The following is a 13,096-nucleotide window of genomic DNA, read 5'->3' on the forward strand; positions in this document are numbered from 1 at the left end:
CCATGCCAGCTTTCTTTACGATCCAATATGCTCTTCCTTATTTACAATAATACCTTTATGGTCGATTTCAAGCTCACATACTTTCATATCTGTAAATACTCTCGCTAATTGCTCAGCGATTTCTTGACGCTTCTCATATGGCGTTAATATAAAAATAGATGGCCCCGCACCACTAAGTGCTGTGCCGTACGCACCAAATTCTTTTGCGCATTTACGAATAGATGGTAATAATGGTACGAGTTCTAAACGATATGGTTCGTGAAAATGGTCTCTCTCCATCATTTCACCTACAACTTCCCACCGCTTTTGACATAATGCAGCTACTAATACGTTACTTATCGCACTAGCTTTAACTGCCTCATGAAACGGAAACATCTTTGGTAATACAGATCGACTTTCATCTGTATTTAATTCTGCATTCGGAATGAGAGAAATTACACCCAATTCCTTGCTCTCAATTCTTACGACGGAAACATCCTTTCCATCAAGTGCTCCAATTACAGTTCCACCTAATATAGAAGCAGCAACATTATCAGGATGTCCTTCAAAATTTGTAGCAATTTGAACTTTTTGATCAGCAGTTAAGTTCAAATTGCCTAGTTGATTCGCAAGCTCTATCCCAGCTACAATCGCTGATGCACTACTTCCTAGCCCTCTCGTTAATGGGATATTACTAGTAACTTCTATTATATGGGGTGATATAGAAGGACATACTTTACATGCCGTGCTAACGATTAAATTTTTATCGTCTGTCGGAATTGATTCTTCAAAGGAATGGATTACTTGCCATTTATCAGCTTTTTCTTTAACCACCACACCTAAATACAATGACAAAGCTATTCCAACTGAATCAAATCCAGGACCAACATTCGCCGTACTAGCAGGGACACGAACGCTAAATGGTATCACGACATAATCACCCCTTTAATATGATCTTTAATTTGTTCTATATCATTTGACACACTTGCGATGTCTAGTTGATTTGAAGAAATAGCGATATCAGGATCCTTCAAACCATTTCCAGTTAATACCGCAACAACTGTTTCTCCCTTTTTGATTTTCCCAGATTGAACATGTTTAATTACGCCGGCTAATGAAGCATTTGATCCTGGTTCAGCGAAAACTCCTTCAGTTTTTGCTAATAACCTATACGCATGTAAAATTTCTTCATCTGATACCATATCTATTTCACCACGAGACTGCTCGGCAGCCTCTACTGCATACGCCCAACTTGCTGGGTTACCGATGCGAATCGCTGTTGCAATTGTTTCAGGCTCTTCAATTACATGCCCTTTTACAATTGCAGCTGCTCCTTCCGCTTCAAAGCCATGAATTCTTGGCTTTTTATAACCTTTTTCTTTCTCATATTCACAGAAGCCTTTCCAATACGCTGTAATATTCCCTGCATTCCCAACAGGGATAGCTAGAACATCTGGTGCATTTTGCAATTGGTCACAAATTTCAAACGCTGCTGTTTTTTGCCCTTCAATTCGATAAGGATTTACTGAGTTTACTAACGTAATCGGCTCTTCTGCAGCAATATTTCTTACAGCCTTAAGCGCATCATCGAAATTTCCTTCTATTGAAATAATTTCAGCTCCATAAGCGACCGCTTGCGCTAATTTTCCATGTGCAATCTTTCCTTCCGGTATTACGATAATGCATTTCATCCCAAGACGTGCCGCATATGCTGCAGCTGATGCTGATGTATTACCTGTTGATGCACAAATGATTGCCTCTGAACCTTCTTCTTTCGCCTTAGCAACTGCCATGACCATACCACGATCTTTAAAAGAACCTGTCGGATTCGCTCCTTCGTACTTACCATATAGCTGAATCCCTAATTGTTTTGATATATTTAATAATGGAATAAGTGGTGTGTTTCCTTCCATTAAGCTGACATCAGGTGTATTTTCATTCACCGGTAAATAAGACGCATATTGTTTTAATAGTCCTTTATACATATTGTTTTTCCTCCTCAATAATGTAGTAACTGTTTATTTCACTTGCGACAGCTTCTATCGCTTCTAAAACTCGTTCAAATTGATACTTGGAAGTTCGATGTGTCACAACAACGACTTCTGCCAGTTCACGGTTTAAAGGTAATTGAATAACCTCTTTTAAACTTACAGAATAATTAACGAAACATTCTGTTATTTTTTGTAACATCCCAGGCTCATCTTGTAATGAAATGCGTAAGAAATATTTCGAAACTACTTCTTCATCACCTTGTAATTCATAAGGAACTGGTTCTTTTAACGCACTTTTATTTTTCGGAACTTGATTCATATTTTTAACGATTGAAATAATATCACTTACTACAGCAGAACCAGTCGGTAACTTCCCAGCTCCGGGTCCATAAAACATCACTTCTCCTACCGCTTGGCCATGGACATACACCGCATTAAATTCATTATTCACATTTGATAATGGATGCTGGCTCGGTAAAAGCGTCGGTTCTACACTTAAATGAATGGCTGGTCCTTGTTTTTCAGCCTTACCAATTAACTTCATAGTAAATCCTAACTTTTCAGCCATTTGTAAATCTTCTTTTTCGACCTTTCGAATCCCTCTTACTTGCACATCATCTAATGAAACATTCATCGAAAAACCTAAGTTTGCAAGAATTGCTACCTTTCTCGCCGCATCTAGTCCATCTACATCTGCTGTCGGATCCGATTCTGCAAAGCCTAATTTTTGTGCTTCCTGTAAAGCCTCTTCATAAGACCATCCATTTTGACTCATTTTTGTTAACATATAATTTGTTGTACCATTTACAATTCCCATTATTTTTTCAATTTGATCTGATGCTAGCCCATCAGTTAGTCCTCTTAACACTGGAATACCGCCCGCTACACTCGCTTCGTAACATAAATCACAATCATTATCGTTCGCCAGTTGAAGAAGCTCTGCACCATATACAGCCATTAAATCTTTATTTGCTGTTACGACATGTTTTTTATTTCGTAAAGCCTTAACAATATGCTGTTTTGCTTCTTCAATTCCGCCCATTACCTCTACTACAATATCAATATTTGAATCATTTAGAACTTCATCTGCATGACTTGTTACTGCAATCCCGTCAATACAAACATCGCGTTCTTTTTCCAAATCACGTACAACGACTGTTTTCACTTTCACTTCGTATCCTGTATCAAGTGCGATTTTTTTATAATGTTCTTTCAAAATATGAACAACACCACTTCCGACCGTACCTAAACCTAATACCCCAACATTTATAACGTTATTCATCTTCTAATCTCCTCCTAAAAGTTTAATTATTACATCTATAAATCACCTTACTCTGCTTTTTTGTCATGCAGGTGGTGGTTATTTCCGTACTTATAAATCGTTTCATATTACCGCACCTCCTTTCAAAGTAAAAAAACACACCCATCCCTAGGAAAGGGACGAATGTGTTTTCGTGGTTCCACCCTTGTTCCAATCTAGACGTATTTCCTCCTAGATTGCTCAAGTTCAGATAACGGCTGATACCGCCAATAATTACTAGATTACTCGTTCACTATTGAAGTTCAAAGGTGGTAAAATCATTTCTCGTGTTAGGAAGCTCACACCCTTGGCTTCCCTCTCTGTAAACCGTAAAAATGATTTCGTGTCCTTATCGTTACTTTTTCGTTCATGTTTATTTGTTAACTCATTATACTCGCATAAAAAACAAAATCAATACTATTTTTTAATTATTTTAAATTTTCAATCTCTTATACCATAAAAAACACACTCATCCCTAGGAAAGGGACGAATGTGTTTTCGTGGTTCCACCCTTGTTCCAATCTAGACGTATCTCCTTCTAGATTGCTCAAGTTCAGATAACGGCTGATACCGCCAATAATTACTAGATTACTCGTTCACTATTGAAGTTCAAAGGTGGTAAAATCATTTCTCGTGTTAGGAAGCTCACACCCTTGGCTTCCCTCTCTGTAAACCGTAAAAATGATTTCGTGTCCTTATCATTACTTTTTCGTTCATGTCTATTTGTTAACTTATTATAGTTATCAAATTTTTAAAAAGCAAGCCTATTTTTACTAACTATTTTCAAAATAATTTTTTATTATATTTCACAATAGCATTATGCAACTGCCACTCAATTTACCTATTTTGTCATTTCTCCAGTTTATAAATCAACGGTTCATATATAAAGTGAAACTTTAATCAGTGGGGATTTTGTTCATCCCCACTGATTATTAGCCTTCACCAATCGGGCTTTTACGGGCAGTTGATCCCCACCTAACTTCTTTGCTTTCGCTGAATTTTGAGGTAGGGGTGTTACTGCCCGTTAATGCGGGATAAATCCCCATTCTAAAACCCGTACATACTCACCTTGCAAAATTATATCAATAAAATTTTTAATACAATCTTTTTGTATAACTTTCTTCTAAAGAACGTGCAACATCTTCTTCTGAAGCATTCACTTTCGCATGCTCTAACAACATTTTTGCTGCTGAAGGTAACTCTTTTTTATGTAACCAAGATTCTGGATCCCACATCTTCGAACGAATAAACGCTTTTGCACAATGAATGTAACACTCTTCTATTTCAACAACAATTCCAAGCAACGGATTACGTCCATTCGCCTGCATTTCTTTCAAAATTTCTTCATCGTTTGTAATATACGCTCGGCCATTTATTCTAAGTGTCTCCCCAAGACCTGGAATAAAAAAGATTAGTCCTACACGTGGATTTGAAATAATATTCAAAATGGAGTCTATACGACGATTTCCTGGCCTTTCTGGAATGATAATTTTATTATTATTGAGTACGTATACAAATCCAGGTGCGTCTCCTCTCGGCGAGGCGTCACACTCCCCCAACTTATTTGCAGTAGATAATACTAGAAAAGGAGATTTAGAAAGGAAATCTACACAATGGTGGTCTAATGATGAAATAACTTTTTTCAATGCTCGCTCACTTGGTTTCCCCAATATTTTCCGTAACTCTTCCTCTGTTGAAATAATCGATTTTATTTCCATACGCTCTATCTCCACTTATAATCGCCCCTTTTTCTTTATTTTCCCAAAATTCAATACGAATATTGTATAATAAAATTTGCAGAAAGGGGAATTAAAATGACAGAGTGGTTAACAATATTTGATTCTGAAAGAAATACACTTGGGAAGAAATTACGGGATGAAGTGCATCGTGACGGTGATTGGCACGAAACATTTCATTGTTGGTTTGTAGAAAAAGATGCTAAAGATATATTCTTATATTTCCAATTACGCTCTAAAAATAAAAAAGAAGCTCCACTTATATGGGATATTACTTCAGCTGGACATATTATGCATGATGAAGATGTACAAATTGGTGGTCTTCGTGAAATCGAAGAAGAATTGGGGCTTTCCTTTCAAACTACTGATTTAGTATACAAAGGAATCTTTAAAATAGATTATGAAATTTCAAATCTTACTGATCGTGAATTTTGTCATATGTATTTTCACAATGTCATCAATCCACTTCCATTCGCACCAGGTGAAGAAGTAGACGATTTGATGAAAGTACATGCAACTTCTTTTCTACAACTATTAAATGGTGAAATTTCATCTTTTACAGCTACTTCTGTTTTGAGCAATAAACCGATAACGATAACTTTTGATGATATTTATCCATATGATCTTGCATACTATGAATTTGTTGTTGAACAAGGAAAAGACTTACTAGAAAATAATAGTTTATAAATAAAATAGGACTCCTAGCATTATATTGCGTGGAGTCCTATTTTTCATTATTGCTCAAGTGCCTTCAATCTTTTCTCTACTCGTATGAATAAGCGAATGATTAGTACTAGCATAAAGATCATTATAGCTAACGTTGTATGGGAGTATCTAAACAGTATACTAATAACACTTCCAATTAACATCATGATGAATCCATTTTGCTTCATCACTTCTGCACTATACCTGTTACCCGCACCCCATAATTCCTTATTTTTCATAGATCGTTTCGTACGATAACCATATGCCGCATTAATATCGGTCGGTGGATTCTTTTGAAGAATAATTGCCGCAAATATAAAAATAATACTAATCAATATGCTTATTCCTATGTTTACTAGTGCATAAATCAATTATATCCCCCCTAACTTACACTTTCATTATACGACATAAACCTTATTTTCCCAATTCATAACACATTCACTTTCTTTCTTTTGATGTCTGGAACATACTTGGAAGTGTTACAAAACGTGCCCCTTTCGTTTTTAACTGCGGAATGATTTTGTCTAGTGCATCTACAGATCCTTGTAAATGCCCACCTGGTGTTGAATGTTGGAGGATGACACTTCCAGGAAATGAATTCCCTAACACATTATTTGTAATCGTATCAGCACTCACACCTTTCCAATCAACCGTATCAACACTCCACTGTACAATCATAAAATTTTGCTCTGTGGCCCATTTTAATTGATTTTCAAGTATTTCACCGTATGGCGGACGTATAAACTTCGGTGCATAACCAGCTAAACGATTTAATATTTCTTCCGTTTTTATAATCTGATTACGGTACTCATCCTCATTTACTTTCGCTAAGTTCGGATGACTATACGTATGATTACCAATTACATGCCCTTCATTCGCAATACGCTTTACTACGTTCGGAAATTTTTCTGCGTTTTCACCAAGTAAGAAGAAAGTCGCTTTTACATTATGTTGTTTTAACTTATCTAAAATTTTTGGCGTAAATTCTAAATCTGGTCCATCATCAAATGTAAGAGCTACTTCCGCTTTATTGTACGGTCCGGAAAATGCGTACGCATATTTTTCGACCCATGAAAATGGTGTCCACGATCCACGATCATCTGCTTTCATTTGTACTTCATAGTTTTGAGGGGTATATACGTATGGCAATGAACTTATATAGTCTCCATAATAAAATGAGTCATATGGCATATAGGCGTATGAAACATCTCGTTCTAGTCCCCAATGATATGGGGCAAACATTTGTGGCGAATAAAAATAATACATAATAAAAACCTCCCTAAAGTTTCATATGTGATTCATCTGCACTTTGTTAGAGAAATTGTTATTCATAAACAAAAAATAAGACTGTCCTTAATTAGGACAGTCTTGCTGCTTTATATTATTAATAAATCGATGTACTATCTTTCGGCAAAGCTTTCACATGTTTTAAATAGTTCGTCACTTTATCATCATCATCTTGCGGATATTGATATTCATACGTGTTAGCAATTTCGTTCGCCACTTCCCTAAATAAATCACCCATGACAAAGAATGAATCCCATATGTTTTCATATTCTGCATTAGAAAATGTTCTTTTAAATTGCTCCCACATATCTTCTTCAATATATTGCTCAAAATGCTTTCCAAACTTCCCTGTATTAACTGTAAAGTCTGTTTTCATACCAATATACCATTCTAGCATTACGATGAACATATCTTGCACTGGTCCTTCAAGCATTCCTTTTGCATAAGAAAGCTCCTCTCTCCATAACCCTTTTGCGATATTCGTACTACACCACCAAAATTCATTACAGCAATCTAAAAACTCTTTTTCTGTAGGCTTTTTTACTAAGTAATCTTTATCGCTTGCTGGCGGGAATTCTTCCAGACAATTATCTTTATCAAGAAGCAGTTTACTTAAACTATCTTGTCCAACGAACTTTTTTATTAACTCAACTGGAACTAGCGTTAAATCAATCCGATTCCCATCCATGAACTGCATTAAATATGGAAACTTCCCATCTTCATCTGGTGGAACTAACGACATTTCTTCTGGCATTTGTACAATCATTATTTCTCCAAATCTATGAATCCAATTATGATTAGACGTAAAAGATTGTATATCATTTACAACATACATAATATCATAGTCTTGAAAACAATCTCTTTTCACATTTGGATTTACACGCGATCCATTCATGATGACAGCTCGAATTCTTTCATCCTCTATTGCTGTATTTATAATTAAATCTAACATTTCTTTTTCAGTTCTCATCTACTTATAGCCTCCAATTTTTTAATATACAATAATGCTATGTATACTGGAGGTCCACGAGCTAATCTCGTTATACACGATACATGTTATAATTTTTGAAACTTCTTTCTCATCCTTTTCCCTCCTTACATCACTCTTTTACAACTGCCATTCCTTTCAATTTACCAATGCTTTCTACCATTCACCTTTAATTATACCGAAAATTCTGTCTCGAATACAAAAAATAAAGAAGGGACATCTACCCCTTACAGAATAGATATCCCTTCTTTTAAAGTTAAATTTAATTCCTATGGATTAGTAGACCAAAGCCCAGCAGATTTAATAAATGTACGTTTATTTAATTTCAGCTGCGCTACGATAAATTCTGCAATATCTTCCGCTTGCATTACTTTATCAGGGTTTCCATCAGTTAATCCTAAATCTACAGCCATATCAGTTGCTACTGTACTTGGAGTTAAAGCTGTTACACGAATGTTATGTTTGCGAACTTCCATCGCTAACGATTCTGTTAAACCAAGGACACCAAATTTAGAAGCACTATATGCACTTGTTACAGGTGCACCTTTTTGTCCTGCTGTAGATGAAATGTTAATGATATCACCAGATTGTTGTTCAATCATGCTCGGTAAAGCTGCACGAGTTGCATAGTATACACCCATTAAGTTTACCTGAATGATTTTTTCCCAATCAGCAACGTCTAGTTCTAAAAACTTACCGAATTTAGAAATACCAGCGTTATTAATTAAAATATCAATAGATCCTAAACCATTTTTTAACGTTTCAATCGCAGTTGTTACTTCTTCGTATGAAGAAACATCTGCAGTTGCAATAACAGCTTTTACGCCTTCTGCTTCTACTTCTTTCGCTACAGCTTTTAAGTTTTCTTCTGAGCGAGCTAAAAGTCCTACATTTACGCCTTCTTTCGCTAATGCAATCGCTACAGCGCGACCAATCCCTCTACCTGCTCCTGTAATTAAAGCATTTTTACCTTGTAATAATTCTGCCAAGTATAACACTCCTTAATCATTTCAGTTATGTATTATATTAAAATTGTATCTATCTTTATGTAAAAAGGCAATGATGCACTTTCATGTGCGTAGGTTACTTGTAGGTAACTATAGAAAGTTTTTATTTATAAGTTTCATTTTTTTACCATTATTCATGTAAAATAAAAACAAATCCAGCATAGGGGAGTGTATGAGTATGAAAGCGAAGGAAAAGCTTATCAATATAATTGCAGTAACGGTAAATGCATTTTTAAAGAGAAATAGTGTTAGAAGGTTCTCCTTCTAACACTATTTCTCTTCATGATTTGGCATACGCACAATAAATTCAGTACCTTTTCCTTCCTCACTCTCAACTTTTATTTCCCCATGATGAAGGTCGAGTACTTTCTTTACAATAGCTAAACCTAAGCCACTTCCTCCATAGGCACGATTTCGTGAAGAATCCGCTTTATAAAAACGCTCAAAAATATGTTGTTTCTGTTCTTCTGATATGCCAATTCCTGAATCACGGATACGCACTTCCACTACTGTCTCATGTTCCTTTAACTGAATAGTAATCGTACCACCGCTTGGAGTAAATTTAATACTATTATGAATTAAATTAATCCACACTTGACTCATACTTTCTTGGTCAGCAATAACATGTACTTTTTCTAAATCTAGTTCTAACTCAATTTCTTTTTCAGCCCAGAGTGGTTCACTATTTAACACAATTTGCTTTAATTGTTGATCTAATCGATAGCTCACTCTTTCTGGTATATATTCTTCTGATTCTAAAAGAGTTAGCTTTAGTAAATTTTGACTTAGTTTAGATAATCTCGTTGTTTCAGTTTCAATAATGGTAAGATAATGCTTTCTTTTTTCCTCAGAAAGATTATCGTCTTGTAGTGCTCTAGCAAATCCTTTTATAGAAGTTAATGGTGACTGTATTTCATGAGAAACATTTGATACAAACTCTTGTCTCATTTTCTCCATCGCATTCAGTTCATCTGTCATATCATTTATACTTTTTACGAGCACGCCAATTTCGCCATCATACTTTTCTTCATTTCGTATTTTTACGGAGAAGTCTCCTTTTGCAATTTTTTGTATCGGTTCAATAATAGTCCAAATCATCGCCTCTCGTTTTGGTCTCATTAATATTCCAATCAATGTCCAAATAAGAATAATAAATACAAAACCGACCATATCACTAATTAGAAAGGCAACAAACGGCGATACGTTTACGTCAAAAGCATTCAATATACTAGTTGCTACATAAAATGCGATAGACCAAATGATAGTAAGAAAAGAAAAGAGCGCTAATACCGCTCCAAATACTTTCAGCATCTTCAACTTACTCATTCGTTTTCTTTTTCTCATTTACTTACCTCTAAGCGATACCCTAATCCTCTTATTGTTTTAATACTAAATTTCGACTGCTCTTCTTGAAACTTCTCACGTAACCGATTAATATGAACGTCTAGTGTACGCTCATTCCCTTCAAAATCATATCCCCATATTTCTTCAATTAATTGCTCTCTCGAACAAGTTCTTCCCGATTTAGACCCTAAAGTAAAGAGCAGCTCAAATTCTTTTAACGGTAATGTAACCGTTTGTTCTCCAGATGTAACTTCGAATGTTTTACGATTTAATAATACATTTCCAACTTGAATCGATTGGGAAACTGTAATTTGGTAACGTTTCAATAATGCCTTTACTCTCACTACTAATTCTATAGGGTCAAATGGTTTTACAAGATAATCATCTGTCCCAAGGTGAAATCCTTTTACTTTTTGTGATGTTTCCCCTTTGGCAGTTAGCATCAGAACCGGGATATCATAGTATTTTCTTAATTCAAAACATACATCAAATCCATCCATATTTGGCATCATGATATCAAGAATAACCATATCGACTTTTACGTCATCCATTTTCTGAAGTGCATCTACTCCATCAATCGCCTCATATGTTTGAAAACCTTCTCGTTCTAAAAATACCGAAACGAGTTCTCTAATGTGTGGATCGTCATCTACTATTAAAATTTTAGGTATCAAAGGAACCATTTCCTTTCTACTTAGCATCTAATATATTGTTTAAAAATGAATCATCAGTTGAGTAAAATCCCACTGATGATTCATTTTATAATGCCCCCTCTTTAATTTTCAATTGCTGCGTTGCAAACTCACGATACATATCATGCGTCTGTAATAATTCATCATGCGTACCACTACCTGTAAGATTCCCTTTCTCAATAAAGACAATTTTATCTGCATCTACAACAGTAGAAAGTCTATGCGCAATCACTAACGTTGTTCTGCCTTTCATTAAGTTATTTAACGCTTTTTGAACGACAGACTCAGATTTACTATCTAAGCTTGAAGTCGCCTCATCTAACATAAGAATTTGCGGATTTCGAAGTAACGCTCGGGCAATGGCAATTCGCTGTCTTTGTCCTCCAGAAAGTTTCACACCGCGTTCTCCAACTTCTGTTGCATAACCGTTTGGTAAGTCATGAATAAATGCATCAACATATGCCATTGCAGCTACTTTTTCAATTTCTTCATCCGTTACTTCGCCCTCGACACCATAACAAATATTATCACGAATCGTTCCATCAATTAACGGACTATCTTGTGATACGTAACCGATTTGACGTCGCCATGACTCTAATGAATAACTCGTAATTGATTCTTCCCCTAATTTAATGGCACCACTAGTTGGCTCATAAAAACGTTCCAGTAATGAGAATAACGTTGTTTTCCCACTACCACTTGGTCCTACAATCGCTGTCACTTTTCCAGATTCAATTGTGAAATCAATATTTTTCAAAACTTGCTCTTCTTCGTTATACTCAAAATGTACATTTTCAAGAACGATCGGTTGCTTAGCATTTGTCACTTTCACACCAGTTTCATGATCTTCTACTTCATATTCTAAAATCGTACTAATTCTTTCCGTTGCACCAATTGCCTTTTGGAATTGTGTAAAGAACATAGATAATTGACTCATTGGCATTACAATTTGAACTAAATACAAAATAAACGCTACAAGTTCACCGGTTGTTAATGCACCGCTAGAAACTCGCATCCCGCCATACCCTACGATAATAACAAGTAGTGCCATTAAAACAAACGACATAACTGGCGAAATTAATGCTTGCACTTTTCCTTCTTTCAAACCAAATTGTAATAACTTTTGTATACCTGTATTACCCGTTTCATATTCTCTCTTTTCTGTATTTGAAGATTTCACTAAACGAATTTCTGATAACACTTGCGTTAACACACTTGTAAAAGATGCAGTTTCATCTTGAAGCGCTTTTGAAATCTTATACATTTTTCGTCCAAGTGGAACTAAAATTAACACAGACAACGGAATAACCGTTAAAAGTAACGCAGTCATTTTCCAATCTAAAACAAATAATACAATTAACGATCCAACAATTGAAATACCACCTGTTAATAAGTTTGACAAATGCTCAGAAATTAACGTTTTCACAACACCTGTATCATTCGTCATACGGCTAATAGTATCACCTGTTCTATTTTGATCGTAATAAGATACCGGCAAGATAAGTACCTTTTTCCACAAACGTTCTCTTAGTCCCGCTACAATCTTCTGCCCAATATAATTTAGTAAATATATAGACAACCCTGCCGCAATAGTTTGCATTACAAAGAAAGCAACTAACCCAACAATTTGTCCTGCACTAATTGAAGAAAGCGAAAAATTATCTACTAATCCTTTTGTCAGCATAGGAATAAATAAACTCGCTCCCGTAGAAAGCAAACTCATTAACAGCGCAAAAACTAAAATTCCTTTCGGAGGATTTGTATCTTGAATAAGGCGTAAAAACTGCCTCCAACTCCCTTTTTTCTTTATTTCATTTCTAACTTCCATTCCTGTTCATCTCCTCATGTTAAACAAAACTGTTCTTTCTAAAATTAGAATACGATACAAATGTAAACTGAATGTAAACACACTTTTTCTATTTTTACAAAATATACATAAAAACTCATCTTTACAACAGATATAAACATCTGATATTATTACCTGGTACTTAATATTATTCTATGTAAATTATAGATAAATAATTTAAAACACGATATAAATCTCCAGTTAGTGAAAGGAGTATCCTT

General features: G+C 35.3%; 12 protein-coding genes, 1 pseudogene and 2 other annotated features. Of the genes and pseudogenes, 2 read left to right on the forward strand and 11 right to left on the reverse strand.

Annotation, left to right across the window (positions count from 1 at the left end; all coding sequences use genetic code 11):
- Positions 1-15: 15 nt before the first annotated feature.
- From thrB to ACTFR8_RS04750, 4 genes are all read right to left on the reverse strand, one after another.
- Entirely contained in the window at positions 16-909 is an 894-nt protein-coding gene (gene thrB, locus ACTFR8_RS04735) for a homoserine kinase (RefSeq protein ID WP_000612105.1), read from the reverse strand.
- Complete coding sequence (gene thrC / locus ACTFR8_RS04740) at positions 906-1,964, reverse strand: threonine synthase (protein WP_000276433.1); 1,059 nt, start codon at positions 1,962-1,964, stop codon at positions 906-908. The genes thrB and thrC overlap by 4 nt, the downstream gene beginning before the upstream one ends.
- Positions 1,957-3,252 (reverse strand): homoserine dehydrogenase, encoded by a 1,296-nt coding sequence (locus ACTFR8_RS04745; RefSeq protein ID WP_001066899.1) that lies wholly within the window; start codon positions 3,250-3,252, stop codon positions 1,957-1,959. Before ACTFR8_RS04745 ends, thrC begins: the two co-directional genes overlap by 8 nt.
- A 151-nt stretch (positions 3,253-3,403) precedes the next feature.
- Positions 3,404-3,635 (reverse strand) — a binding site (T-box leader).
- Between the two features lie 114 nt (positions 3,636-3,749).
- Positions 3,750-3,981, reverse strand: a binding site (T-box leader).
- A 383-nt stretch (positions 3,982-4,364) separates the two neighbouring features.
- Entirely contained in the window at positions 4,365-5,003 is a 639-nt protein-coding gene (locus ACTFR8_RS04750) for a pyridoxamine 5'-phosphate oxidase family protein (RefSeq protein WP_000402131.1), read from the reverse strand.
- A gap of 81 nt (positions 5,004-5,084) precedes the next feature.
- On the opposite strand from ACTFR8_RS04750, the gene ACTFR8_RS04755 reads away from it, so the two are divergent.
- A complete protein-coding gene (locus tag ACTFR8_RS04755) occupies positions 5,085-5,693 on the forward strand; it encodes an NUDIX hydrolase (protein ID WP_000141380.1) in 609 nt (202 codons plus the stop codon).
- Between the two features lie 47 nt (positions 5,694-5,740).
- Here ACTFR8_RS04755 and ACTFR8_RS04760 read toward each other — a convergent pair whose 3' ends face one another.
- From ACTFR8_RS04760 to ACTFR8_RS04775, 4 genes are all read right to left on the reverse strand, one after another.
- Entirely contained in the window at positions 5,741-6,079 is a 339-nt protein-coding gene (locus ACTFR8_RS04760; RefSeq protein WP_025966230.1) for an SdpI family protein, read from the reverse strand.
- Between the two features lie 70 nt (positions 6,080-6,149).
- Positions 6,150-6,977, reverse strand: a complete 828-nt coding sequence (locus ACTFR8_RS04765) for a peptidoglycan-N-acetylglucosamine deacetylase (protein ID WP_000291215.1) — start codon at positions 6,975-6,977, stop codon at positions 6,150-6,152.
- A 118-nt stretch (positions 6,978-7,095) separates the two neighbouring features.
- Positions 7,096-7,968, reverse strand: a complete 873-nt coding sequence (locus ACTFR8_RS04770; RefSeq protein WP_001258502.1) for an aminoglycoside 6-adenylyltransferase — start codon at positions 7,966-7,968, stop codon at positions 7,096-7,098.
- Positions 7,969-8,255: 287 nt separating this feature from the next.
- Positions 8,256-8,975, reverse strand: coding sequence for a 3-ketoacyl-ACP reductase (locus ACTFR8_RS04775; protein WP_000818985.1), 720 nt, complete (start codon positions 8,973-8,975; stop codon positions 8,256-8,258).
- Between the two features lie 189 nt (positions 8,976-9,164).
- Here ACTFR8_RS04775 and ACTFR8_RS04780 point away from each other — a divergent pair.
- A pseudogene (locus ACTFR8_RS04780) lies at positions 9,165-9,239 on the forward strand (DUF3139 domain-containing protein); the annotation flags it as partial.
- 24 nt (positions 9,240-9,263) lie between these two features.
- Here ACTFR8_RS04780 and hitS read toward each other — a convergent pair.
- The 3 genes from hitS to ACTFR8_RS04795 form a co-directional block, all read right to left on the reverse strand.
- The gene (gene hitS / locus ACTFR8_RS04785; RefSeq protein ID WP_001231615.1) at positions 9,264-10,337 is read right to left on the reverse strand and encodes an envelope stress sensor histidine kinase HitS; all 1,074 of its coding nucleotides are present in this window, start codon (positions 10,335-10,337) and stop codon (positions 9,264-9,266) included.
- On the reverse strand, positions 10,334-11,011 hold the full coding sequence (gene hitR / locus ACTFR8_RS04790) for an envelope stress response regulator transcription factor HitR (protein ID WP_000612414.1): 678 nt from the start codon (positions 11,009-11,011) through the stop codon (positions 10,334-10,336). Before hitR ends, hitS begins: the two co-directional genes overlap by 4 nt.
- A gap of 85 nt (positions 11,012-11,096) precedes the next feature.
- Positions 11,097-12,857, reverse strand: coding sequence for an ABC transporter ATP-binding protein (locus tag ACTFR8_RS04795; RefSeq protein WP_000453865.1), 1,761 nt, complete (start codon positions 12,855-12,857; stop codon positions 11,097-11,099).
- Positions 12,858-13,096: the final 239 nt, after the last annotated feature.

The organism is Bacillus cereus group sp. MYBK15-3 (assembly GCF_051916765.1).
In the GTDB taxonomy this organism is placed as follows: Bacteria; Bacillota; Bacilli; order Bacillales; family Bacillaceae_G; genus Bacillus_A; species Bacillus_A cereus.

What these genes read in the sequence shown, in the direction of transcription:
- thrC (WP_000276433.1), bottom strand. Translation starts at nt 1,964, where the DNA reads ATGTATAAAGGACTATTAAAACAATATGCGTCTTATTTACCGGTGAAT.
- ACTFR8_RS04745 (WP_001066899.1), bottom strand. Translation starts at nt 3,252, where the DNA reads ATGAATAACGTTATAAATGTTGGGGTATTAGGTTTAGGTACGGTCGGA.
- ACTFR8_RS04755 (WP_000141380.1), top strand. Translation starts at nt 5,085, where the DNA reads ATGACAGAGTGGTTAACAATATTTGATTCTGAAAGAAATACACTTGGG.
- ACTFR8_RS04765 (WP_000291215.1), bottom strand. Translation starts at nt 6,977, where the DNA reads ATGTATTATTTTTATTCGCCACAAATGTTTGCCCCATATCATTGGGGA.
- ACTFR8_RS04770 (WP_001258502.1), bottom strand. Translation starts at nt 7,968, where the DNA reads ATGAGAACTGAAAAAGAAATGTTAGATTTAATTATAAATACAGCAATA.
- hitS (WP_001231615.1), bottom strand. Translation starts at nt 10,337, where the DNA reads ATGAGAAAAAGAAAACGAATGAGTAAGTTGAAGATGCTGAAAGTATTT.
- ACTFR8_RS04795 (WP_000453865.1), bottom strand. Translation starts at nt 12,857, where the DNA reads ATGGAAGTTAGAAATGAAATAAAGAAAAAAGGGAGTTGGAGGCAGTTT.